Consider the following 23,004-nt stretch of genomic DNA (forward strand, 5'->3'; position numbering starts at 1 on the left):
CCGGTCGTGAGGAGCGTGATCAGGTTTTTCTCCCCCGCACAATTCCGGAACCAACCCCGTTGATCCGCGTGGCGGTTCAGCCTTCTGATCGATTTCGGCATGTGCTCATTATTATATACCCACGCGATATCTCCACCATGGAACCGCTCATCACGACCATACCCCCGGGACCGCGTGCCCGGGCCGTTCTGGAACGGGACCGGCGGGTCGTCTCCCAGTCGATGGCCAGGGAGTATCCGCTGGTCATCGAACGGGCCGCGGGCACCAACCTCTGGGACGTGGACGGGAACCGGTACCTCGACTTCACGGCCGGGATCTCGGTGATGAACGTGGGGTGGAACCACCCGGCGGTCGTCGAGGCGGTGCGGGAACAGGCGGGGCTTCTGTCGCACGGGGCGTTCCTCGACTTCTGCTCCGAGGTGCCGGTTCGGTTTGCCGAGGAGTTGGTGAAGATGCTCCCCAACGGACTCGATCAGGTCTATTATTCCAACTCGGGCGCGGAGAGCGTGGAGGCCGCTCTCAAACTTGCCCGCCGGCACACGAAGCGGAAGTACTTCATCTCCTTCTACGGCGGTTTCCATGGCAGGACCTATGGGGCGCTCAGCCTCACGGCGACGAAGGTGATCCAGCGGAAGCACTTCGGCCCCTTCCTGCCGGTGATCCATGCCCCGTACCCCGACCCGTACCGTCCCTTCGGCCTCGAATCGGTGAGTTGCGCCGTCGACGTGGTCAGGTACCTCAGGGAGGAAGTCTTCAGAACCGAGGTCTCGCCTGAGGAGGTGGCGGCCATCGTTGTCGAACCCATCCAGGGCGAGGGAGGGTATGTCGTCCCGCCGCCCGGGTTCCTGCGGGGCCTGCGGGAACTCTGCGACGAGTACGGGATCCTCCTGGTCGCCGACGAAGTGCAGGCCGGGTGCTACCGGACCGGGCGGTTCCTTGCCTCCGAGCACGGGGGCGTCGTCCCCGACATCGTCTGTCTGGCCAAGGCCCTCGGTGGCGGGATGCCGCTTGGCGCCACCGTCGCGTCAGAGGAGGTGATGAACTGGCCGCCGGGATCGCATGCCAGCACCTTCGGCGGAAACAATGTGGCCTGCGCCGCGGGACTGGCGGTGCTCGAGATCATGCAGGCGCCAGGGTTCGGGGAGCACGTGAGGGAGGCCGGGGCCGTGCTCCTCGACGGGCTCCGCCGGCTCCAGGAACGCCACGAGGTCGTCGGGGACGTACGCGGGGTCGGGATGATGGCCGGGATCGAACTGGTCGAGGACCGGGTGAGCAGGGTGCCGGCGCGGGAGACCAGGAACCGCGCCCTGGTGCGAGCGTTCGAGCGGGGACTCACCCTCCTCCCCGCGGGCGAGTCGGTGATCCGTTTCTCCCCGCCGCTCGTCATGGACGAAGCGGAGATCAGGACCGGGCTTGCGGTTCTGGACGAGGCGATGGAAGGCCTCTGAGGAGTTGATGAAGATGAGAAAAGTTACCTATGTCAGCCTGGAATCGGACGAGGGGATGCATGCCTCCTATGAGGCGGCCCTCTCCGACCTGGAGAGCCGGCTTGGCCACCGCCACCCGCTCTTCATCGGCGGGAAACAGTTTACGACGACACGGGAGTTTGCAGTCAGGTCGCCGGTCGACCAGGAGGTGATCACCGGCCACTTCCAGCAGGCCGGCGAGGAGGAAGCGAAGGCGGCGGTCGAGGTGGCGAGGGACGCATACCCGGCATGGAGCAGGACCGACCCGGCCGAGCGGGTGGCGGCGATGCGGGCGACGGCGACGGCCCTCGAACGCGAGGTCTACCACCTCGCCGCCCTCATCACGATGGAGGCCGGGAAGACCAGGGCCGAGGCCGTCGCCGAGGTCGGGGAGGCCGTCGACATGATACGGTACCACTGCGACCTCTATGAGCGGGCGGACGGGTTCGTCGTCCCGATGCGGCCAGAGGTGCCGGGGGCGACGAACCGGAGCGTGATGCGCCCGCACGGGGTCTGGGCGGTCATATCGCCCTTCAACTTCCCGCTCGTCCTCGCGGCCGGGGCGGCTGGGGCGGCCCTCCTCACCGGCAACACGGTCGTGCTCAAACCCGCGAGCAAGACCCCGCTCTCAGGCATCCGTCTGTATGAGGCCTTTGTCGAAGGGGGGGTGCCGGACGGCGCCGTCAACCTGGTCACCGGCCCCGGCCACCCCTTCGGCGAGGTGGTCACCGCCCACCCGGCGGTCGACGGGATCGCCTTCACGGGGTCACGTGAGGTGGGAATGTGGCTGATGCGTACCTTCCTGGCACGGCAGGCGTACCCGAAACCGGTGGTGGCCGAGATGGGGAGCAAGAACCCCTGCATCGTCACCGGCACGGCCGACCTGGAGAAGGCGGTCGAAGGGGTGGCCCGCGCCGCATTCGGGTACGGCGGGCAGAAGTGCAGCGCCACCTCGCGGGTCTATGTCCAGCACGAGGTCGCCGAAGAGTTTGCCAGGATGCTTATCAGGCGGGCCGGGGAGATCGTCGTCGGCGACCCGCGGGAGCGGGAAGTCTTCATGGGGCCACTCATCTCGGCGCAGGCAAAACAGACCTTCGAGGCGGCGGTCGCCAGATGCCGGCAGGACGGCGGGCGGGTGCTGGCCGGCGGGCAGGTGCTGGAGAAGGGTGCCCTGGCCCGCGGATTCTATGTGCAGCCCACGGTCGTCGCCGGCCTCCCCGAGAGCCACCCCCTGATGAAGCACGAACTCTTCGTCCCCTTCCTCTGTGTGCAACCGGTCGCATCTCTGGATGAGGCGGTTCGACTTTCCAATGATACCGGGTACGGTCTGATCGCCGGGATCTTTGCTGAAGACCCGGAGGAGGTGCGTTCCTTCTTTGATGGGATCAGGTCAGGGGTCTGTTATGCCAACCGGCAGGGCGGGGCGACGACCGGGGCGTGGCCGGGCGTGCAACCCTTCGGCGGGTGGAAGGCGAGCGGGTCGGCGGGGAAGGGCGTCGGCGGGCCGTATTATCTCCTCTCGTACCTCCGCGAGCAGGCGCAGAGCAGCCAGAACGGCCTCTGACCACCACCTTTTTCTGGCCCCCCTGCTATTCACCGGCATGCGATTGGCCATGGAACGCTGGCACCTCCCCGACCTGAAGCAGGCGGTGGCGAGGTGCCGGGAGAGGAACGGGCAGGGGATCGTGTGCACGCTGACCCCGATCGGGGAGTTTGCAAAAGACAAAAACGAAGTGAAGAGGTGGGCGTCTGAATATAATGCAGCCGTCCGTGCCGCCGACAAACGCAAACTCGACGCCGCGGTGGGGGTGAAGTTGACTGCGCTGGGAGGGGTCATCGATCCCGAGGGTGCGCTCGAGCGACTGGACGCAATCGTCGGCGAGGGCGAACGGCGCGGCGTCGCCATCGAACTCGATATGGAGGGACGGGGGCTGGTGGACCTCGCGATGGAGGCGGCGTATCGGTGTGCGACCGCCGAGCCCCCGCTCACCCTTGCCGTGCAGGCCTATCTCGACCGGACGGTCGACGACCTCTCGCACCTCGCAGTGACCGGGACCAGGCCGCGCCTGGTGAAGGGAGCGTACCTCGGGGACGCCGACGACTTCTTCGAGGTCCAGGACCGGTTCAAAAGTGTCGCCGCCAGGCTCATCGCCTCAGGCCGTCCCTTCTCGGTCGGCACCCACGACCCCGACCTGGTGGCATGGCTCCTCCATGCCGGCGGCGCCTCGAAGGAGCAGGTCGAGTTCGCCTTCCTGACCGGGCTGGCCGACCGGACAAAAGAGCAGATGGCTGGGCAGGGGTGGAAGGTGAGGGAGTACCTCCCCTTCGGCGAGGCGGCGGGGGCCTATGTGGAACGGCGGCGTCGCTACCTTGCGACCCTGCGGGCACTGGGGAGGATGCCGCTCCCCTGATGCTCATTTCTCCCGTGTCTCGCCGGCGACCCAGGCCAGGTAGTCGGCGTCGCCGCCGATGACCGGGAGGGCGATGATCTCAGGGACATCATAGGGGTGCGCTCCCTTCAGGGTGGCGGTGAGGGCGGGGAGAAGATCGCCTCTCGTCTTGATGACCAGGAGCTCTTCGCGCTCGCTGGTGATCTTCCCCTCCCACCAGAAGACCGACCCCACCCCGAAGAGACTCACGCACGCGGCCAGCCGTTTCTCGACGACCAGGCCGGCAATCTCTTCGGCGTCACCGGACGGGGCGGTGCAAAGGACGACGACAAACTCAGTGTCCATCAGACCCACCCCCGCGTCCGCATGGCGTCCAGGGTGTTGGTGACGGCGATGGAGTAGGCCGCCCGGCGCAGCGATGTGCCGGAGATGAGGGCCTTCTCGTGGACGCTATGGTAGGTGTCCTTCATCTGTTTGCGCAGTCGCCGGTCGACCTCAGCCTCGTCCCAGTGGTCGAGGGTGGCGTTCTGCACCATCTCGAAGTACGAGACGACCACCCCGCCGCCGTTGCAAAGGATGTCGGGGAGGAGGAGCACCCCGTTCTCTTCAAGGGCGCTCTCGGCCGCCACGGCCACCGGGCCGTTCGCAAACTCGGCGACGATCCCGGCCCGCACCTCCCCGGCGTTCTCTTGGGTGACCGCGTTCTCGAGGGCCGCAGGGATGAGGAGGTCGACGTCGAGAGTGAGGAGGTCGGCGCTGCTCACCTTCCTGCCGCCCGGAAAACCGGCGACCCCCCCGGTGGCGTGCTTGTGCTCGATGAGGCGGTTGATGTCGAGGCCCTCCCGGTTCATCACCCCACCCTGACTGTCGCTCACCGCCACCACCTTCGCCCCGGTGAGGATGGAGGCGAGGCGGGCGGCATGGCTCCCCACGTTCCCGAAGCCCTGGACCGCGACCGTCGCCCTGGCAAGGTCGATCCCGGCGTCCTTTGCGGCCTCTTCGACAACGTACCACCCGCCCCTTGCCGTGGCGTCGACGCGGCCTTCAGAACCCCAGACCGAGAGTGGTTTGCCGGTGATCGCCCCGAAGGCGTTTCTCCCGGCGATTCTGGAGTACTCGTCCATCATCCAGGCCATCACCCGGGCGTTGGTGTAGACGTCGGGTGCGGGGATATCCTCGTCGGGCCCGATGAACCTGGAGACCGCCCTGATATAGGCCCGGCTCAGCCGTTCGAGTTCGGCCTCGGAGAGTTCCTTGGGATTGCAGACCACGCCGCCCTTCGCCCCGCCGAGCGGGAGGCCGAGGAGGGCGCACTTCCAGGTCATGATCGCCGCAAGCCCCCGGATCGACTCCAGGCTTTCGTCGGGGTGGTAGCGGATCCCCCCCTTCGTGGGCCCGCGTGCGTCGTTGAACTGGACCCTGAACCCCTCGAAGACCCTGATCTTCCCTGAGTCCATCCTGACTGGGATGGAGACATGGAGTTCGCGCATCGGCATCGTGAGGGCGGCTTCGGTTTCGGCGTCCAGTCCGAGGTCGGCGACGCAGGTGCAGACATGCCTGATGATGGTTTCGAGGAGCCCGGTCGTGCTCATAGTGAGGGCAGCATTCTCGCGCGCTGAGATAAATATGGTGTCGAGGGGTGGGGGAGTTCACTGCGCGCCCCTTGGTTACCAAATTCAAATTGTAGCAAGAGGAAAAAATTTACATACTGCACAATATAGCACAACATGCCAGATCGATCCATATCGGCCGACTAAAAATCATCAAAAATCGAAAATACATACATACTGCATTAATTGGTCAATCTATCTTCATGTATTATTACGTCAAATTATTTTTTACAATATTATAATTCCTCAGCAAATCGGGATTAGGAGCGTGAAAAAGTGCTAAAATCAGTACCGGACGGTATTGACCGTCATATTATTAGGATAACCTTCACCGGATCCTCGATCGATCCGACGTCGAACGCCGCCGTACGGCAGAATTGGGGGCGGTTGCTTTGACACAACACAACAAATCTAAATTTTCAGTTCCGCGCGTCGTCAGGTCTACCACAGGAGATCTGGTCGTTGAAATTTCGACCCGAATTTTTCCAATCGACGTTTCGAGCCGATATACAGTCCTAAATACAGGGGGCACAGTTCGTATCGTCGATTTGACTGCAGGGGTCGTTGGGATGATTTCACGGAATTATGGGCCGTTTCAAATTGATATACCTGGGATCGGTTCGTATTATGCCCCAATAAATAAAATTCGGGATCTAGCACGGGGGAAACGTGGGCCGGTTCGTCTGTACCCGCTGACGGAGGTGCGATCAACATGATTGAGGCGTTTCAGCCCATGATCAGCGATTTGAGGACTGTATTGAATCGAGCATAAACTCGTTGCTCATGCTTATCTGATGAAATTTGTTTCATAGTGAGCATATCCCTAAATTCTTGATCGGGAGGGGGCGGACACCCCCGGCCCATCAAAACCCCCGATACAACCCCGCCCGCCGCGCCTCCGCCACCGCCTCCTCGTACTCCTCCACCCTCAACGGACGCCCCAGACTCTCCTGACACGGCGCCGTTTCCGCGGCGGCATGCCACATCGGGCGATACTGGTCCATGACATTCACGTACGCATCCCGCGAGACCTCCTCGGCGATGAAACGAAAGACCTCGCGGCTCCCGGCCAGGCCGTCGGGGAGGACGAGGTGGCGGATGATCAGGCCCCGCACCGCGACTCCCTCGTCGTCGACGACGAGGTCGCCGACCTGCCGGTGCATCTCGAGGAGCGCGGCCTTCATGTGTCGGGTGTAGTGTGGGGCATGGGAGAGACGGCGTGCGGTCTCGTCGTCGCCGTACTTGGCGTCGGGCATGTAGATGTCGAAGACTCCGTCGAGGAATTTGAGGGTATGGACGCAGTCGTAGCCGCCGGTGTTGTAGACGAGCGGGACGGAGAGCCCGGCCCCGGCGGCGATCACCAGCGCCCCCAGGATCTGGGGAACATAGTGGGTCGGGGTGACGAAGTTGATATTGTGACAGCCCCGTCGCTGGAGGGCGAGCATCATCATGGCAAGGTCGTCGCAGGAGACCTCATACCCGGCGCCCTCCTGGCTGATGGAATAATTTTGACAAAATTCACAACGCATCGTGCAGTTGGAAAAAAAGATCGTCCCCGAACCGTACCGGCCGACAAGTTCTGGCTCTTCCCCGTAGTGCGGCCCGAAACTCGATACCTTTGGGTCTGCCCCGCTCCGGCAATATCCCCGCTCTCCATGGAGACGGTCGACCCTGCACTGCCGCGGGCAGAGCGTGCAGGCAGAGAGAATCGCCCGGGCCGCCTCGGCCCGGCGTGCAAGTTCCCCGCTCCTGAGAAGGGAGAGGTATGAGGCCTCCCTCTCTCCCATTGGTGAGAACCTGGCGGTGTTTGGTCAGGTCACGACGAACCTGCCGGTCATCTGTGCCGGGTGGACGTCGCAGCGGAAGAAGTAGTCCCCTGGTTCCTCGGGTGCAGTGAACGTGTAGGAGATCTGGGCCGGGCCGGTGATGACATCGCCGCGGAAGATCACTTCGACAGCGGCTTCGGTCTCGTACACGGCAAAGTTGTGGTCGACCCCCTCGTCCTGGTTGTCGAAGTTGATGATCACCGGCGCCCCGGCCGGGACGCTGATCTCGTCGGTGTTGAACTGGTTGTTCAGGGCGCTCAGGTCAAAGGTAACGCTCTCCCCTGAGGACACGATCTCCTCGGTCTCGGTCTCGTTCGTCGTCTCATTCGTTGTCTCGTTCACGACCTCAACGGTGGTCTCGGTTGCGGTCTCAGTCATGGTCTCGGTTACGGGTTCGGTAACCGTCTCGGTCACGGTCGTCTCTATAGGTGTCGGCGTGGGTGTTGTCGTCCCTGGTTCCCCCGTACACCCGGCCGCCATGACCAGGGCGACCAGGGCGGCGAGTGCCAGCAAGCGTACCATAGCATGCATGGTGCCGCACAGGGCTATACCAGTTCATATATCTTTCGGGCTTCTCTATATGCCGGGGCATCGAACCCTAGAGTGATGCGCGAACTCGCTGCCGTGAAGACCGAGGTGAAAAGATCGCGCTTTTACGCCCACCTCTATGCCCTCGACGACCCCGACGAGATTGCGGAGGTGCTCGACCTCCACAGAAAAATGTACCGCAAGGCCGCCCACCACTGTTCTGCCGTGCGGTTTCTGCCGGGCAGAGACCCGGTCGAGGCCACCAAAAACGACGGCGAGGTCGGTCATCCGGGCAAGGCCATCCTCGGCGTCCTGGAAAAACATGCCCTCGACCACCACGCTCTCGTCGTCTCCCGACTCTTCGGCGGGATCAAGCTCGGCCCCGGCGGGGTGACCAGGGCCTTCAGGGACGCCGGTGAGAGTGTGGCCGAGTATTATCTGCATGAGGGATGAGAGGGTTTTGGTGGTGCGCCGGGAAACACCTGATACCAGAAACACTCTCAGATCATATCCCTGAAGTCTCTCCCGGTCTTGGGCTTTGTAGAATTTTTCATGAGGCGAGCGCCCGCCTCAAGCATACGTGATGAAAATATCATCTCAGAACTGGATCGATTCTTGACCCTCATCCTTCCGTTCTAGGAGCGAATCGAAGTCGAGCATCATGCCGTCCCCTGGCGCGAGCTGGCATGTAAATCTCGACGATTGTGCGGCCGATCCATCAGAAGAACTCTCTATAATCTGCGTATTGGCTTCAACGGAATATAGTGATTTAAATCTCTCATGCAAACCTGAAGAGAGGGCCGTCAGGATCATTTTCATGGTAATTCAGCATGAACCCCAGGCTCATGCCCGATTCAACAGAGCCCAATTTAGATGAGAACCTGGATTTGCAACCCCGGGCACGAGGACGTGGAACGGCCTGGGATACGCCGTCATCGATCCCTCCGTGAGGGCAGGTTTACAGAACAGGATAGGTTTAAACTAGCAACTTCCGCAACATGCATCAAAAAAATATATATTTAAGAAAATAATATCGCCGCCTGTTGAAAGGTGACTTCAGATGAAACTCAGGCTTCTCGCTACGGCACTCCTCCTGACATTCGTGGTGGCGTTCGTCGGTCTCGGTGTCCTCCTCGTCTTCCATCCCGGCCACGGAGGGCCGCAGGTCTCGCTCGAGATCGTCCCGCCCGACGAGATTCCGGCGGTCGTCAGAGAGGCGGAACGGCACTTCACCTCCAACCTTACCGGCGCCGTCGCCGGCGATGCCACTCTGGTGCGGTCGCTGGACCGGAATATCCGCGACTTCTATCTGGTCCCGTTCCATCGGGAAGAGGTCACGGCGGTCGCACAAATTTCCGTCTCTGAAAACGGAACACCGGATTTTTCTCAATGGAGACATGACCTCTCAGGGACCGTCGCGTGGATGCACCCCCCCTTCACGGCGGCGATCCTCATGCTCCGCAATGCCGGCTACACCGGTGGGAAATGGAAGGCACGCATGGTGAGCGTCTCCGGCGGCGAACCGGTCATGCCGTACTTCTGGGAGTTTGAGGAGGAAGCGGGTGAGAGGGTGTACATCGGATATGACCAGAAAAATGATGAAATCAAGCTCTATTCTAAATTGGTACCCGATTTGTGGCCGAATGATAGAAAGAGTGATCCGCAAAATCCGCGTCCAGATAGTCCCGTCAGCCCTGCCTAGGAGCGCCCTGCCTGTATAGAAATAGCTCAGAATTGCTATATAATTCTAGAAACAGATCTCAGAACACGGACGTCGATCCGGCGTCCATGCAGGGACCGGATGCACCACCAGACCCGCACCCTGCCCCTGCAGTTAGATACGCTCCATTTCGGGTTTTTCTCGACCGTGACGGTGAATAGGGCTCTCTTTCTCTTGCTGCTCTTCTTCGTCCCTACCTTCGGGGCGTCGGCAGACCGCCCTGATCGCCCTGACCGGATACGTACAGACTGTCGGGTTCGAAGATGCCGGGGCCACCGCCTCAATAGTCAGGAGCATGGAGAGTCACGGACTCACCGTCACGCTGGAGCCATGCCCGGCCAGGATGCCGGCGGGAGACCTGGTCACGACCTGGAATGTCGTCGGTATGAAGGAGGGGGAGAGCAACCTGACCGTCGTGGTCTGCACCCACTACGACACCTCTGTCCCTCCCAGGCCCGGTCGCCGACGATGTCGCCTTCGTCGTGCGGATTCTGGCCGACAGCGAAGAGGTGAACCTGACCCCCAACTGCGGGGCCAAGTTGCTACTATCCCCTTGACCCGGATACGCACTCTTTTCTCCACCGGGCGCCGACTTTTTTCTGTGGGACCAGAATTCCTCAACAGACTTTTTTGTCGCTCCTCACCGAAGAGCATCACGCCGCCCCCGGCTCCCGGGCCGGCGATGTGGGAGGAGGTGCTCGCCCCGACCCGGGAGAAGAGCGGGACGTTGCTCTCCCCGGAAGAAGTAGAGACGATCTGTGCGGAGATGAAAGGTGCGGAGACGAAGCGTGACCTCCTTGCGGTCGTCGGCCGCGGGGTCTCCTTCTTCCAGGTCACCGACCTGCGGGCGATGATGGGGAACTTCAGGAGAAAGACCGAAGACCTCGAGCCAGGATACCGGCGCCGCCTCCTGCCGAAGGTGGAGGAACAGGTGATGGGGGCGTACCACGACCTCGCCCTCACCTGCCGGGGCGAGAAGAACCTTGAAGATGGCCCGGTGGACGCCTCCCTCCCTGCCTACGCGGAGATGGTCGCGGAGGCCTGCCGGGCCAGGGTGGCGGCCGGGAAAGAGCCCGACCTCCTCTTCCTCAAGTATCTCCTTGCGGCCTACACCATGTACGTCCGCGGCCGCCCCGCCCACCCGGTCGGGACGCCGTTCCCCGGCGGGCTTGAAGTCTACGCCGAGGGCGAGGTATATTATTGTCCGGTCAGGGAGAAGGAAGGTGATGTCCCCTTCTCCCTCTGCCCGTACTGCCCGGCGCGGCAGGACACCGGCGTCTGTTCCCTCCACCGCCGGGACGAGATGGAGAGGATCGAAAAATTAGGGGTCATCGAAAAGTCACGCCGGCACTACCACGGATGAGAAAGAACCTGATCCGGCAGAGGTGGCGAACCGCCCGTCGGTGACCGGGGCGAGGGGCGAACGGGCCCTGACATAGGCCTCCACCGCCTCGATGACCTTGATCCCGGTCCTGAGTTTTCGTTCCTCCGGTATATCGGCGAAGAGGGCATACCCGTCCCCTCCTCCCGCAATATACTCGTTGACCAGGACGGTGTACACGCCTTCGTCCGCGACCGGCACCCATGCCCCGTCTTTCCAGACCAGCACCGATTGCACCCGTGAGCCTTCGCACCGCACTTCCTGGACCGCTTTTTTATCATAGACCGCGGCATAGGCAGGCATCGCAGGGTCAATCACCACCCGCACCCCGCCGACCTGGAGGAACCCCGACTCCTGAATGCCCTCGAAGTCGGGGCCAAGGGCCGATGCGCTCATCTCAAACATCCGGCGCACCTCGGTCCCGTTCATGCTGACGACCACGACCTCGTTGCCGAACGGAAAGATCTCGGCGAGCATCCCCCGCGTGATCGGGCCTGCCGGGAAGACGCGGTCGCCCCTGATCCCCCCGCTGTTGACAACGGCGACCTCGGCCTTGTCGAACCATGCCAGCCAGGCATCGGCGACCAGGTCGCCGAGCGGCATCTCCCGCGTGCGCAGGTGCGCCTTCACGGCGTCGATCGGCACCGTGCTCTCGCCGATCGCCTCCTGCTCCTGCTTTTCCATCGCCTCCCTGAAGGGCGCGAGATACTCCCTGACCGCCGGGTCGGACCCGACCGATTCGTCCATCGGCACCGTCTCCCACTGCCAGTCCTCGATCCCGTCGTCGGTTATCGTGCACCTCAGGACACCGAGACACTCGCCCTGACTGCCGTCATGGACGATGAGCGTCGTCCACCCGTCCGGGCCGTCGACGCTCTCGCAGACATAGGTGTGGTCATGCCCGCCGACGATGAGATCGATCCCCTCGACCTGCCGTGCAAGGTCTTCGTCGCAGGCCGCGCCCATATGCGAGAGAGTGACGACGATATCGGCGCCTTCGTCCCTGAGGACCTTCACCTCGTCTCTGGCCGTGCCCACATAGTCGGGGTCGACCGCGACGTTCGGGCCGGGGTTGGTGATGAGAGCGAGGTCGGGGGTGATCAGGCCGAAGAGCCCGACCCTGATCCCGTCGACCTCGACGATTGTAGAGGGCCTGATGACCGCGGCGAGGTCGGCGTCGCCGATCTCGAGGTTGGCCGAGAGGAGCGGGAACCCGGCATGGCGGGTGGCATTCAGATAATGTGCCACCCCATAGTCGAACTCGTGGTTGCCCGGGCAGGCCGCGGTATACCCGGCAAGGCTCATGGCCTTCAGTTCTGGTTCGCCGCCATAGGTGGCGTACAGCGGACCGGTCAGGTCGTCTCCGGCCGAGAGCAGCATCCATCCGTCGACATCTGCTGCGATCGCATCTTTCGCGCTCGCGATCCGCTCGATGCCCCCGACGCTCGCGCCGGTGTCGTTTGCGTAGGGGAAGATGTGGCCGTGGAGGTCGGCCGTCGTCATGATGGCGATCTCTCGTGGACCTTCATGGGAGAGGAGCGACGCCGCACCATAGACCGAGAGCGTGAGGAGGCCAACAGCGAGGAGGAGCAGTACGGCCTTCATGCTGGGAGAGAGAGCGGACGGTATTTTCACCCTCTACAGTGGGGGAGGCCGGAAAATAATAGTTGGTCTTTTCTCCGGCAGGTGCCGGAGTATTATTCAGGGAGACCGTCGGAGGCCGGGCGCATCATCGGCCGGACGTTCGCCCCTTCAAGGTCGCCGATGGCGAAGGAGAACCGCGCCCTGATCGAGGAGGGGAGGTCGGATTCGGGGATGGAGACAAAACCATAGTCCCCGTAAAATTCGACAAGCTGGAGGGTCGAGTGCATGTACAGGTCTTCTCCGCCGCAGGCACCGACCAGCGCTTCGGTGACCTTCCTGGCATACCCCCGGCCTCGCATCTCCATGGGGGTGAAGACGCCGTCCACCTCCAGACCGTCGGGGTGGCGGCGGCACCTGGCCACTGTCGCGAGCGTCCCCTCCACAAAGAGCCCGAAGATCCGGTCGGTCGCCGGGTCGGCCGTCTGCCCGTGGTACCCGGTCCAGATATCCTCGGCGAGTGGGAATTCCTCGGGCGCAAGTTCACGTACCTCCTCGTGGAGGTCGGAGGGCCGGGCAAGGACCAGGACCGAGCACGGCGCCTTCCTGGCGACGGCCAGGGCGGTGCTCCCGATCCGGATGTTCCTGATATAGTCGGTCCTGCCAAGACGAGGGATGACGATCAGCCCGGCCCCTGCGTCCCTGGCCGTCCTGACGATCTCGTCGGAGGGCCGGCCGGTCCTGAGAAGGGTCCGCACCTCGATTCCGCAGGACTCCTGGTGACTCTTCAACCTCGCGAGTTCCTCCTCGGCGGCCTGCTCTTCCTCCACGCTATGACCACTCGTGAGCACATGGAGGAGCACCACCTCATCGGCCCCGAGGGCGGGAAGGAGTGCCGCCGCCTCTCGTGACGGGCGGCCGAAGGCCACCGGGCAGAGGACCGGAGTGTTTCCCGGACGCTGTCTTTCGGCGCCGTCCCTGGCGATCACCACATGGACCCCTGCCTCCTCCAGCACCCTGGTCGAGACACTCCCGAGAAGAAGCGTGCCGATGAGTCCGTATCCCTGGGCGCCGACGACGACCGCCGTCGCCTCCTCCTCCCTGGCCGCGGTCAGGACCGCAGTGGCGACCACCCCGTCCCCGGAACGGACAATGCGGTACCCGACTTCCTTCACTCCGGTCCTCCGGTACGCTTCGGCACACTTTGAGAGCGCCCGTTCCGCCGCTTCCTCGGGCGACTGCAACGACTGACCTGCGAACCACGGTCGCCCTTCCTCCCCGGGCCCGAGAACATGGAGCAGCGTCACCCGCCCGAGGCGCGGCAGGAGAGGCACCACCGCTCCCGCCTCCTCTGCGTTCTGAGAAAAATCTGTTGCAAAGACCACCCGATCAAAGAGCCAGGAAACCATAATCCCTCGATACCGGGTGGGGGCCTCTCCGGCTAAATACCCTCTGGTCTGATCCGGCGCAAATCTTTTCATGCCTGCCCGGTACGGGTGTGCCCATGCAGAGAACAATGAGCCGTACCGGACGTACCTTTCTTGAAGAGACGAAGTTTGTGTACCTCGCACCGTCAGACCAGGTGCTCGGCAGGCCGCAACCGCCGCTCGAGCGCCCGCATGCCGGGCCGGTGACATCGCTCCCGCCTCCAGAAGATGCCGACCTCAGGCCGGTCGACCTGGTCGAGGCGATCGCCCGAAGACGGAGCGTTCGCACCTATGCTCCGGAACCCCTGCCGCTTGCCACCCTCTCGTACCTTCTCTGGTGCTCGCAGGGTGTGACCTCGGTCTACAGAGACGCCTGGACCTTCAGGACCGTGCCGTCGGCCGGGGCACGCCACGCTCTGGAGACTTATCTCCTCATAAATCAGGTGGAAGGGCTTGCACCGGGGCTGTACCATTATGCAGCCCTCTCACATGGTCTCTCAGAGATCGAAGCCCCTGAGGACGCTGCCGAAGCCGTCGAGGAGGCGCTGATCAGCCAGCCGATGGTCGGCAACGCCGCCGTCGTCTTCCTCTGGGCGGCCGACATCTCCCGGATGACCTGGCGGTACGGCGAGCGGGGCTACCGGTACATCTTCATGGACGCCGGGCATGCCTGCCAGAACCTCTATCTTGGTGCCGAAGCCGTCGGGTGCGGGGTCTGTGCCATGGCCGCCTTCGACGACGACGCCCTCAATGCTCTCCTCGGCCTCGACGGTGAGAGGCTCTTCGCCATCTACGCCGCCGCGGTAGGGCAGAAGGGGTAATACTCATACTGTTTTTATTCTGACCGAGTAGCACAAAGTTTCTAACCCGTGATGTCATAGCTGAATCACGTACATCTGGACTGATACGCATGCGGAAAGTGTTGATCCTGTTCCTATGCATCTGCCTCACCGGCCTCCCCTGCCTGACCGGTGCCGCCGATGTCGAGCGCACCCTCAGCACCCCGGCACCCGAGGCCGGGAGTGTGGTGGATGTCACCCTGTCGATTGAGGAGATCGCCGCCGGAGGGGTGGTCGAGCACCTGCCACCCGGTTTCGCCTTTGCAGGGAGCAGTCTCCCGGCCGACCGGGTGGCGGCCGATGAGGACAGAATCTGTTTTGCCCTGCTCAACGAGACCTCGGTATCCTACCAGATCGTCGCTCCCGAAAAGGGAAGCGGCGAGATCACGGGAGAATGGTATGACTTCGTCAACCGGCTCAACGGCACCATCCAGCCCTCGCGCATCGGTGTCGACGGGGCGGGGGCCACCGAGACCGCAGGTTCGCCAGGCCCGGCCCCGGCTCTCCTCATCGCCGTGCTTGCCGGCCTTATCATCGCAAGGGGGCGGCGTCAGTGAGAGCAGGGACCTTCACTCTTCTTCTCGTTCTCCTCCTCCTCACCACCGCGCCGGCGGCCGCCCTCCAGGCCCCGACCGACACGGTCTCTGAAGATGAGTTTGTCAGGATGGTCCTCTCCTTCCTCACCGGTGGAGAGGACGCCCCTGACCTGGCGACCGTAGAGGGGGCCGCGTCCCACCTCGCCATCCCGTCGAAACAATCGCGGACCGTCACCGACCTCTCCGGCCGGCAGATCACCCTCGACGGGCCGGTGAAGCGGGTCGTCGTCTTCAACGGGGAGACCCTGGAGACGATGCGGACCCTTGGCGTGGATCCCTCCCTGGTCGTCGGGGTGGACAAGTACTCCGTAGAGCGGGAGTCCTTCTTCCCCGAGTACCGGGGGACCCCGGTGGTCGGGAGTATCTGGTCCCCCGACTACGAGCAGGTGATCACCCTTCAGCCCGACACCGTCTTCCTGTACGCCACCACCAGCAAGGAGTCCTGCGACGAGATCCAGCGAAAACTCGAGGACTCGATCCCTGGCGTGAAGGTCTTCAGGTTCGACTGCTTCACCCCTGAGACCTATGCCGACGAGGTTCTGGCACTCGGCACGATCTTTGGCAAGGAGACCAGGGCCGAACGCTTCGCCACCTTTTATACCGGTGCCCTCGAGAACCTCTCGGCCGCCAACGCCGGTGCCCCTGAGGGCGAGCGTCCCACGGTCTATCTGGAGAACTGGAAGGACTACAAAACCGGATCGGCCGGGTCAGGATATGAGAAGAAGATCACCCTGGCAGGCGGGAAGAACATCTTCTCAGATCTCCCGACCGACTACCCTGAGGTCGACCCCGAAGCGGTCATCGCCGCCGATCCTGACGTGATCGTCAAACTCATCGGCGAAGGCGCCTACCCATACGGCGGGTATGCGGACACCGAGAACGAGAAGGTCGCCGAAGTCTACGACTCCCTCGCCGCGCGGCCGGGGTGGCAGAGCCTCACCGCCGTGAAGGGCGACCGTCTCCACCTCCTCCACAACAACATCTTCGGCGGCCCGCAGCACTTCATCGGGATGACCTACCTTGCCGAGTGGTACTATCCTGATCTTGCCTCGACCCTCGACCCACAGTCCCTCCACCGCACCTACTTGAAGGAGTTCCAGCACCTGGACATCGATCCAGCCGACAGGATCTTTGTCTACCCCTGATCCCCCATGACACCAGACGCACTCAGGGAAGAAATAGCGGCCGCCCGGCGTAAAAGGGCGGTCTTCTTTCTCTCCTCCATTCTGGCTCTGTTCGCCCTGATCGGTGTGGCCGTCACCCTCGGGAGCGCTGGGTTCTCGGTCGCCGAGGCCTATCGCGCCGTCCTCGCCGGACTCTTTCCTGACTTTTTTGAGTCATCAGATCTGGCGAAGACGATCGTCTGGGACTTCCGCCTCCACCGCGTGCTCTTCGCCGTCGCCGCCGGGTTCGGACTCGCGGTGGCGGGAGTGGTGATGCAGGGGATCCTCAGGAACCCGCTGGCAAGTCCGTTCACCCTGGGCATCGCCTCGGCCGCCTCGACCGGCGCTTCGGTGGCGATCGTCCTCGGCGCCGGTTTTGTCGGCGGAAGTTATCTCATCGTCGGGAACGCCTTCCTCTTCGCGCTCCTCGCGGCCTTCATCATCTATGCGATGGCGAGGTACCGGGGAATGGGGGCCACCTCGATGATCCTTGCCGGTATCGCTCTGATGTACCTCTTCTCGGCGGTCACCTCGCTGCTGCAGTACCTGGGAACAGCCGACGAACTCCAGGAGGTCGTCTTCTGGATGTTCGGGTCTCTGGATCGGTCGTCCTGGCCGAAACTCGGGATCGTCACCGCTCTCCTCCTGGTCTGCATGCCCTACCTCGTCTACCGCGCCTGGGACCTCAACGCCCTGGCCGAGGGCGACGAGATCGCCGAGAGCCTCGGCGTCCCGGTCAACCGCTCGATGACCATCTTCATGTTCATCGCCTCGCTTCTCACCGCGGCGGTGATCTGTTTCACCGGGACGATCGGGTTCATCGGCCTCGTCGCCCCACACATCACCAGGATGGTGGTGGGCACCGACCACCGGTTCCTCCTCCCGGCCTCCGGACTGGTGGGGGCGCTCCTCCTCCTCGGGGCCGACAGCCTGGCCAGGACCCTCCTCGCCCCGACAGTCCTGCCGGTCGGGATCATGACCGCTTTCCTGGGTGTCCCGTTCTTCATCTATCTCTTCATGCGCAGGAGGGACGCCGGGTGGTGAGGCTTGAGGTGGAAGGCCTCTCCTTCTCGTACCGCGACCGACCGGTCCTCGAAGGGGTCGGGTTTGCTGCGGAGAGCCCGGGAGTGGTCGGACTCGTCGGCCCGAACGGGTCGGGCAAGACGACGCTGATCAAGTGCATCGACGGGATACTCAGACCAGAGGGAACGGCCCTCCTTGACGGAGCGACTGTAGCCTCTCTTCCCAGGCCCGAGGTCGCCAGACGGGTCGCTTATGTCCCGCAGGGGATCACGAACCACTCGCACGCCACCGTCTACGAGACCGTCCTGATGGGGCGCCGCCCGCACCTCTCCTGGCGGGTGAGCGAGGAGGACGAGGAGGCAGTGGTGAGGGCAATGGAGGCGTTGAAGGTGGAAGCGTTCGCCTTCAGACGGCTCCGCGACCTCTCCGGCGGGGAGCGGCAGCGGGTGATGGTCGCGCGGGCCCTGGCCCAGGGTTCGCCGCTCATGCTCCTTGACGAACCGACGAGCGCCCTTGACCTCAGAAACGGGATGGAGGTGATGGAGACGGTCGGCAGGCTTGCCCATGAGGGCGACGGGCGCCTGGTGGTGATGGCCATCCACGACCTCACCCTCGCCGCCCGTTCGTGCACGATGCTCGTCGTTCTGAAGCACGGCCGGGTCCATGCCAGCGGCCCACCGGCCGAGGTGCTCACCCCCGACCTCATCGCCGAGGTCTATGGGGTCGAGGCGGCGGTCGAGGAGCGCGACGGGGTGCCCTATATCTTCCCGCTCAGGCCGCGGCCTGACCTTTGAGAGAAAGACGGAGGATCTGCGCGCCCCCTCACCCTGGCGGTGCGGGAACCCGTGCCCTGCCATGGCATGCCATGGGGCGCTCGGTACCCGGCAAGGGAGGAGCAGAGAGGTCGGGGATGACATCCCTTTGAAGGTATAATTTGCATTCTATTTTTTGAATCGCAGTCATAATCTCCGGAACATCCCCGAAAAAACACATCAGCCCCAATATTTGATGAGATCCCCGATCCAGACCCGCATAACTGAAAGAAATCGAATTCTATTTCCTGCATCGGCGCCAACCGCACACTCTGGTATATCATTCCCATGGATGACTGCCAGGAGCTTTCAAGCATATGCAGCGTTCGTTCCATCAAATACATGACGACAGATGCATCTTTGCCTTCGGCCCCTCCAACAACACGGTGGAGACGGTCGGACCGGGAAGCATCGTACGATTCAAAACTCTGGACTGTTTTTCCAACCAGATCACCGCAGAAGACCAGTTCGTGACCGGGATCGACTTCTCACGCGTCAACCCGGCAACCGGCCCGGTGGCTATCGAAGGCGCCGTACGGGGCGACGCCCTCAGGGTGAAGATCCTCGATATCGCCCCCGGGGCCTTCGGGACCATCGTCACCGTCCCTGACGCCGGCGTCCTCGGCGCCCTGACGAAACAGGCGACGACCAGACGCTGCCCGGTGAACGAGGGCATCGTCGAGTTCTGTGGCATCAGGATCCCGGCCCGCCCGATGGTCGGAGTAATCGGCGTCGCCGGAGACGAAGAAGTCTCCTGCGGCAACCCGGGCAGGCACGGCGGCAACCTTGACACCACGCTCATCGGTGCCGGCGCAACCCTCTACCTCCCGGTCTTCCATGAGGGCGGCCTGCTCGCGCTCGGCGACGTCCATGCGGTCATGGGCGACGGCGAGGCCTGCGTCGCCGCCTGCGAGGTGCCGGCCGAGGTCACCGTGGAAGTCGACCTCTGCAAGGATCTCGCCCCGGCCTGGCCGGTCGTCGAGACTGAGGACGCCTTCTCGATCCTGGTCTCCAACGAGGACCTGGCCGCGGCCTTTGAAGAGGGGTTCGCCTGTGCCGTCCGCGCCCTTGCGAAGGCCAACGACCTCTCCTGGGAGGACGCCTATATGCTCGCAAGCCTCGTCGTCGACGCCGGAGTGAGCCAGCTCGTCAACCCGAGAAAGACCGTTCGGGTACGTATCCCAAAGACCCACGTCTCGCTCGGGGCGCTCCTCGAGGCGCTGCATACGGAGGCATAAATGGCCGAACAACTCGACCGCGTCCTGAATATGCGCGATCTTCTCGCCTTCGGGATCATCACCATGGTCCCCATCGCCCCGATGGGGATCTACGGGATCGTCGCCGTCCTCTCCGAAGGGCACGTCCCGCTCGTCTACCTCCTCGCTGCGATCGTCATGTCGGTCACCGCCTGGGTCTACGGGCAGTGTTCACGCCGTTTCCCTGAGGCCGGATCGGCCTATGCCTATGTGCGAGAGACGTTCGGCCCCCATATCGGGTTCATAGCCGGGTGGGCGATCCTGCTCGACTATATCCTGATCCCCGGACTGGTCGTCCTGGTCTCGGCCCTCTGGCTTGAAGCCGCGACCGGCGTGGCATTCTATCTCTGGGCGCTCGTCTTCCTCGTCCCGACGACCATCCTGAACATCCTCGGGATCAAGCAGGCCGCACGGGTCACGATGGCGCTCTTCTTCTTCGAGATCGCCGTCTTTGCGATCTTTGTCATCGTAGCCGCGGCAAAGATCATCACCGACCCGTCGCTCTCGTTCACGCTTGCGCCGTTCTATAACCCGGAGACCTTCAGTGCGGGGGCAATCCTCTCGGGCGCCTCGGTGGCGGTGCTCAGTTTCCTGGGCTTCGACATGATGACCACCCTGGCCGAAGAGACGGTCGAGGCGCGGAAAGTCGTGAGCAAGGCCGTCGTCCTGGTCATCCCGCTCATCGCCTTCTTCTTCGTCTCGCTCACCTACTTCGGTGCGGTTATCCACCCGGGCGCCACCTTCGAGGATCCCGACGTCGCCTTCTTCTTCATCGCCCAGGAGGCCGGCGGGGACTGGCTCCAGATCCTCGCGATGCTCGGCACGGTCATCGCCTGGGGGGTCGGCGACTGTCTCGCCGCCCAGGCCAGTGTCTCCCGTGTTCTCTTCTCGATGGGACGCCAGGGCCATATCCCGGCGGCTTTCGCCAGGCTCCACCCGAAGTACAAGACGCCCTACATCTCGATCGTCAGCGTCGCTGCCGTCACCGGCGTGCTCCTCTACGTGCTGACCCTCCAGGACCTCTCGTCCCTGGTCAACTTCGGGGCGCTCTCGGCCTTCATGCTCCTGCACCTCTCGCTCGCGTACCGGTACGTCAAGATCGAGGGCACCCCGAAACTGGCCGTCATCCCGGCGATCGGGTTCCTCCTCACCGGGGCGATCTGGTACGGTCTCGACATCTTCGCAAAAGAGATCGGGTTTGTCTGGGTGATCATCGGGATCGTGTACCTTGCCTTCATCACGAGGGGTTTCAAGGTGAAGACCACCCTCCCGGTGGAATAATTTTTTTCTTTTCTTTTGCTCGGCTTTGGGTTTTGTTGAATCACTCATGAAGCGAGAGCACGCCTCAAGCACACGGGATGAACATTCCTGGTGGTCTCTGGTGAGTGGATCCTTGCTCCCTCTTCGGAGCAGGACACCACATAGGGCGACCACTTCATCGCCGCCCCCACCCATCTTCGTCGTGGGGGGTCCGGGGGGTCTCCCCCCGGCAGGAGAGAGCAAGGAACCATTCTTTATGCTCTCTGTGGGCGGCGTATCGGATCATCACGCCTTCCTCCATCCATCAAGCCCGGCTTGCGATTGGAGCAGGGAAGGCAGAGTAGTGATGGCCAGAAAGAGTCTCGATCCAGATGGTGATCGAGCCTTATGATCAAATCATCATGAAAACCCGGAGAGGCGATCTCCGAGATCATTTTCATGGTAGTCCTGGAATGGAGCATAACAGAATTGTTACCTGACAATTTTGTTGTACAACATGGCCATGCTTCTTTTCGAGGCAGCGCTGTCGCGGCATTCATATCTGAGCAGAGACCATCCCTTCTCACTGATTATGAGTGTCCGTCCACCTGGGGAATGCACCGCGCCTGACCGGCGGTGCATTCTCGTCATCGCCACCGTCGCCTCGTTCCTCACGCCCTTCATGAGTTCGTCCATCAACATCGCTCTCCCGGTCATCGGCGCCGAGTTCGCGACCGATGCCGTCCTGCTCGGCTGGATCCAGACCGCCTATCTCCTGGCCTCGGCGATCTGTCTCGTCCCCTTCGGACGACTCGCCGACATCCACGGAATGAAGAAGATCTTCCTGACCGGGATCACCATCTTCACCCTCTCGACGCTCCTCTGCGGCCTCTCGCCCACGGTGAACGCCCTCATCGCCCTGCGGATGGTGCAGGGGGTCGGAACTGCTATGATCGCCGTGACCGCCGTGGCGGTGCTCACCGCGGTCTTTCCGGCAGGCGAGCGCGGGCGGGTGCTCGGGATCAACGTGGCCGCGGTCTATACCGGCCTCTCGATGGGGCCGTTCCTCGGCGGGGTGCTGACCCAGCACCTCGGGTGGCGGAGCATCTTCCTGGTGACCGTCCCGCTCGGCCTCATCGCCGTCGCCCTCACCCTGCGGGCCAGGGGCGAGTGGTCGACGCCCCGAGACGAACGCTTCGACCTGATCGGGTCGGTCGTCTACGGCACGACCCTCCTCGCGCTGATGTACGGCCTCACCCTCCTCCCTGAAGCGACGGGCTTCGGGCTCATCGCCGTCGGCGTCGTCGGGATCTTCCTCTTCCTCTGGCAGGAGTCGCACACCGAGAGCCCGGTGCTCCAGGTGCGCCTCTTCTTCGAGAACCATGTCTTCACCTTCTCCAACATCGCCGCGCTCATCAACTACAGCGCCACCTTTGCGGTGAGTTTCCTCCTCTCCCTGTACCTCCAGTATAACCGCGGCCTCGACCCCCAGGCCGCAGGCCTCATCCTCCTGGCCCAACCGGTCGTGCAGGCCCTCATCTCCCCGGCGGCCGGCCGCCTCTCCGACCGGGTCGAACCCAGGATCGTCTCTTCGGTCGGGATGACCCTCTCGGCCGCGGGCCTCGCGTTGCTCACCGTCCTCACCGAAGAGACCCCTGTCCCGTACATCCTCATCTCCCTTGTCGTCCTTGGCACCGGCTACGCCCTTTTCTCCTCGCCGAACACCAACGCCATCATGAGTTCGGTGGAGAAGCGGTACTACGGGGTGGCCTCCGCGACTCTCGCCACCTCCAGGCAGGTCGGGATGATGCTCTCGATGGGGATCGTGATGATGATCTTCTCGGTGGTCATCGGGCGGGTGGCGATCACCCCGGCCGAGCACGCTCCCCTCCTCTCGAGCATCAATCTGGCGTTCATGCTCTTTGCTGCCCTCTGCGTCGTCGGGATCTTCTTCTCTCTTGCACGGGGGCGGGTGCGGGAGGATCCGCACCGGGCCTGAAAAAAAATCGAGGTGCGGACCCGGCGTGCTTCAGAGCCCATGCGCTCCCGGAGCCACCGACGGCGTACCTGGGGCGGATGCACTCCTGAAACGGCTCTATCTCAGAGCGCGAGGTTAATCAATTTATGTTACTATAAAGAAAATAAGT

General features: G+C 63.1%; 21 protein-coding genes. 14 read left to right on the top strand and 7 right to left on the bottom strand.

The features are described 5' to 3' along the window. Nucleotides 1-137: 137 nt before the first annotated feature. From E2N92_RS13255 to E2N92_RS13265, 3 genes are read left to right on the top strand one after another with little or no spacing between them, the layout of a single operon-like run. Nucleotides 138-1,448 carry an acetyl ornithine aminotransferase family protein gene (locus tag E2N92_RS13255; protein WP_220681613.1) on the top strand — a complete coding sequence of 437 codons (1,311 nt, stop codon included), beginning with the start codon at nt 138-140 and terminating at the stop codon, nt 1,446-1,448. 13 nt (nt 1,449-1,461) lie between these two features. Then, nucleotides 1,462-3,030 (top strand): aldehyde dehydrogenase family protein, encoded by a 1,569-nt coding sequence (locus E2N92_RS13260; RefSeq protein ID WP_246589244.1) that lies wholly within the window; start codon nt 1,462-1,464, stop codon nt 3,028-3,030. A 37-nt stretch (nt 3,031-3,067) separates the two neighbouring features. Next, nucleotides 3,068-3,877: a proline dehydrogenase family protein gene (locus E2N92_RS13265; RefSeq protein WP_220681615.1), complete on the top strand. Its 810-nt coding sequence runs from the start codon at nt 3,068-3,070 to the stop codon at nt 3,875-3,877. 3 nt (nt 3,878-3,880) lie between these two features. On the opposite strand, the gene cutA is transcribed toward E2N92_RS13265, so the two are convergent. From cutA to E2N92_RS13285, 4 genes are all read right to left on the bottom strand, one after another. Beyond that, nucleotides 3,881-4,201 carry a divalent-cation tolerance protein CutA gene (gene cutA, locus E2N92_RS13270; protein ID WP_220681616.1) on the bottom strand — a complete coding sequence of 107 codons (321 nt, stop codon included), beginning with the start codon at nt 4,199-4,201 and terminating at the stop codon, nt 3,881-3,883. Further along, nucleotides 4,201-5,448, bottom strand: coding sequence for a Glu/Leu/Phe/Val family dehydrogenase (locus tag E2N92_RS13275; RefSeq protein WP_220681617.1), 1,248 nt, complete (start codon nt 5,446-5,448; stop codon nt 4,201-4,203). Before E2N92_RS13275 ends, cutA begins: the two co-directional genes overlap by 1 nt. An 881-nt stretch (nt 5,449-6,329) precedes the next feature. After that, nucleotides 6,330-7,253 (bottom strand): radical SAM protein, encoded by a 924-nt coding sequence (locus E2N92_RS13280; protein WP_220681618.1) that lies wholly within the window; start codon nt 7,251-7,253, stop codon nt 6,330-6,332. 24 nt (nt 7,254-7,277) lie between these two features. Beyond that, nucleotides 7,278-7,814, bottom strand: a complete 537-nt coding sequence (locus tag E2N92_RS13285) for a cupredoxin domain-containing protein (RefSeq protein WP_246589245.1) — start codon at nt 7,812-7,814, stop codon at nt 7,278-7,280. An 84-nt stretch (nt 7,815-7,898) separates the two neighbouring features. Between E2N92_RS13285 and E2N92_RS13290 the strand changes: the two genes are divergently transcribed. Both E2N92_RS13290 and E2N92_RS13295 read left to right on the top strand, forming a co-directional pair. Next, nucleotides 7,899-8,273 carry a YigZ family protein gene (locus E2N92_RS13290; RefSeq protein WP_220681619.1) on the top strand — a complete coding sequence of 125 codons (375 nt, stop codon included), beginning with the start codon at nt 7,899-7,901 and terminating at the stop codon, nt 8,271-8,273. 607 nt (nt 8,274-8,880) lie between these two features. Further along, on the top strand, nt 8,881-9,522 hold the full coding sequence (locus E2N92_RS13295) for a hypothetical protein (protein WP_220681620.1): 642 nt from the start codon (nt 8,881-8,883) through the stop codon (nt 9,520-9,522). A 298-nt stretch (nt 9,523-9,820) separates the two neighbouring features. Here E2N92_RS13295 and E2N92_RS13300 read toward each other — a convergent pair whose 3' ends face one another. Next, nucleotides 9,821-9,970 carry a hypothetical protein gene (locus E2N92_RS13300; RefSeq protein ID WP_220681621.1) on the bottom strand — a complete coding sequence of 50 codons (150 nt, stop codon included), beginning with the start codon at nt 9,968-9,970 and terminating at the stop codon, nt 9,821-9,823. 264 nt (nt 9,971-10,234) lie between these two features. On the opposite strand from E2N92_RS13300, the gene E2N92_RS13305 reads away from it, so the two are divergent. Then, complete coding sequence (locus tag E2N92_RS13305; protein ID WP_220681622.1) at nt 10,235-10,903, top strand: DUF2115 domain-containing protein; 669 nt, start codon at nt 10,235-10,237, stop codon at nt 10,901-10,903. On the opposite strand, the gene E2N92_RS13310 is transcribed toward E2N92_RS13305, so the two are convergent. Both E2N92_RS13310 and E2N92_RS13750 read right to left on the bottom strand, forming a co-directional pair. Further along, nucleotides 10,880-12,526: a bifunctional metallophosphatase/5'-nucleotidase gene (locus tag E2N92_RS13310; protein WP_220681623.1), complete on the bottom strand. Its 1,647-nt coding sequence runs from the start codon at nt 12,524-12,526 to the stop codon at nt 10,880-10,882. The two genes, E2N92_RS13305 and E2N92_RS13310, sit on opposite strands and share 24 nt — an antisense overlap. Nucleotides 12,527-12,618: 92 nt before the next feature. Further along, nucleotides 12,619-13,911, bottom strand: a complete 1,293-nt coding sequence (locus E2N92_RS13750) for a universal stress protein (RefSeq protein WP_220681624.1) — start codon at nt 13,909-13,911, stop codon at nt 12,619-12,621. Nucleotides 13,912-14,006: 95 nt separating this feature from the next. On the opposite strand from E2N92_RS13750, the gene E2N92_RS13320 reads away from it, so the two are divergent. The 8 genes from E2N92_RS13320 (at nt 14,007) to E2N92_RS13355 (ending at nt 22,856) form a co-directional block, all read left to right on the top strand. Next, nucleotides 14,007-14,750 (top strand): SagB/ThcOx family dehydrogenase, encoded by a 744-nt coding sequence (locus tag E2N92_RS13320; RefSeq protein ID WP_220681625.1) that lies wholly within the window; start codon nt 14,007-14,009, stop codon nt 14,748-14,750. 101 nt (nt 14,751-14,851) lie between these two features. After that, on the top strand, nt 14,852-15,325 hold the full coding sequence (locus tag E2N92_RS13325; RefSeq protein ID WP_220681626.1) for a hypothetical protein: 474 nt from the start codon (nt 14,852-14,854) through the stop codon (nt 15,323-15,325). Next, complete coding sequence (locus tag E2N92_RS13330; protein WP_220681627.1) at nt 15,322-16,509, top strand: ABC transporter substrate-binding protein; 1,188 nt, start codon at nt 15,322-15,324, stop codon at nt 16,507-16,509. Before E2N92_RS13325 ends, E2N92_RS13330 begins: the two co-directional genes overlap by 4 nt. A gap of 6 nt (nt 16,510-16,515) precedes the next feature. Beyond that, entirely contained in the window at nt 16,516-17,571 is a 1,056-nt protein-coding gene (locus E2N92_RS13335) for a FecCD family ABC transporter permease (protein WP_220681628.1), read from the top strand. Then, nucleotides 17,565-18,344 carry an ABC transporter ATP-binding protein gene (locus E2N92_RS13340; protein WP_220681629.1) on the top strand — a complete coding sequence of 260 codons (780 nt, stop codon included), beginning with the start codon at nt 17,565-17,567 and terminating at the stop codon, nt 18,342-18,344. The genes E2N92_RS13335 and E2N92_RS13340 overlap by 7 nt, the downstream gene beginning before the upstream one ends. A 335-nt stretch (nt 18,345-18,679) precedes the next feature. Beyond that, on the top strand, nt 18,680-19,600 hold the full coding sequence (locus E2N92_RS13345) for an acetamidase/formamidase family protein (protein WP_220681630.1): 921 nt from the start codon (nt 18,680-18,682) through the stop codon (nt 19,598-19,600). Then, nucleotides 19,601-20,899: an APC family permease gene (locus E2N92_RS13350; protein WP_220681631.1), complete on the top strand. Its 1,299-nt coding sequence runs from the start codon at nt 19,601-19,603 to the stop codon at nt 20,897-20,899. A 550-nt stretch (nt 20,900-21,449) separates the two neighbouring features. Continuing rightward, the gene (locus tag E2N92_RS13355; protein WP_220681632.1) at nt 21,450-22,856 is read left to right on the top strand and encodes an MFS transporter; all 1,407 of its coding nucleotides are present in this window, start codon (nt 21,450-21,452) and stop codon (nt 22,854-22,856) included. Nucleotides 22,857-23,004 lie beyond the last annotated feature (148 nt).

The organism is Methanofollis formosanus (assembly GCF_019633745.1).
Taxonomy (GTDB): Archaea; Halobacteriota; Methanomicrobia; order Methanomicrobiales; family Methanofollaceae; genus Methanofollis; species Methanofollis formosanus.

What these genes read in the sequence shown, in the direction of transcription:
- E2N92_RS13285 (WP_246589245.1), bottom strand. Translation starts at nt 7,814, where the DNA reads ATGGTACGCTTGCTGGCACTCGCCGCCCTGGTCGCCCTGGTCATGGCG.
- E2N92_RS13320 (WP_220681625.1), top strand. Translation starts at nt 14,007, where the DNA reads ATGCAGAGAACAATGAGCCGTACCGGACGTACCTTTCTTGAAGAGACG.
- E2N92_RS13275 (WP_220681617.1), bottom strand. Translation starts at nt 5,448, where the DNA reads ATGAGCACGACCGGGCTCCTCGAAACCATCATCAGGCATGTCTGCACC.
- E2N92_RS13280 (WP_220681618.1), bottom strand. Translation starts at nt 7,253, where the DNA reads ATGGGAGAGAGGGAGGCCTCATACCTCTCCCTTCTCAGGAGCGGGGAA.
- E2N92_RS13350 (WP_220681631.1), top strand. Translation starts at nt 19,601, where the DNA reads ATGGCCGAACAACTCGACCGCGTCCTGAATATGCGCGATCTTCTCGCC.
- E2N92_RS13355 (WP_220681632.1), top strand. Translation starts at nt 21,450, where the DNA reads ATGAGTGTCCGTCCACCTGGGGAATGCACCGCGCCTGACCGGCGGTGC.
- E2N92_RS13265 (WP_220681615.1), top strand. Translation starts at nt 3,068, where the DNA reads ATGCGATTGGCCATGGAACGCTGGCACCTCCCCGACCTGAAGCAGGCG.
- E2N92_RS13295 (WP_220681620.1), top strand. Translation starts at nt 8,881, where the DNA reads ATGAAACTCAGGCTTCTCGCTACGGCACTCCTCCTGACATTCGTGGTG.
- E2N92_RS13345 (WP_220681630.1), top strand. Translation starts at nt 18,680, where the DNA reads ATGCAGCGTTCGTTCCATCAAATACATGACGACAGATGCATCTTTGCC.
- E2N92_RS13335 (WP_220681628.1), top strand. Translation starts at nt 16,516, where the DNA reads ATGACACCAGACGCACTCAGGGAAGAAATAGCGGCCGCCCGGCGTAAA.
- E2N92_RS13310 (WP_220681623.1), bottom strand. Translation starts at nt 12,526, where the DNA reads ATGAAGGCCGTACTGCTCCTCCTCGCTGTTGGCCTCCTCACGCTCTCG.
- E2N92_RS13750 (WP_220681624.1), bottom strand. Translation starts at nt 13,911, where the DNA reads ATGGTTTCCTGGCTCTTTGATCGGGTGGTCTTTGCAACAGATTTTTCT.
- E2N92_RS13255 (WP_220681613.1), top strand. Translation starts at nt 138, where the DNA reads ATGGAACCGCTCATCACGACCATACCCCCGGGACCGCGTGCCCGGGCC.
- E2N92_RS13260 (WP_246589244.1), top strand. Translation starts at nt 1,462, where the DNA reads ATGAGAAAAGTTACCTATGTCAGCCTGGAATCGGACGAGGGGATGCAT.
- cutA (WP_220681616.1), bottom strand. Translation starts at nt 4,201, where the DNA reads ATGGACACTGAGTTTGTCGTCGTCCTTTGCACCGCCCCGTCCGGTGAC.
- E2N92_RS13290 (WP_220681619.1), top strand. Translation starts at nt 7,899, where the DNA reads ATGCGCGAACTCGCTGCCGTGAAGACCGAGGTGAAAAGATCGCGCTTT.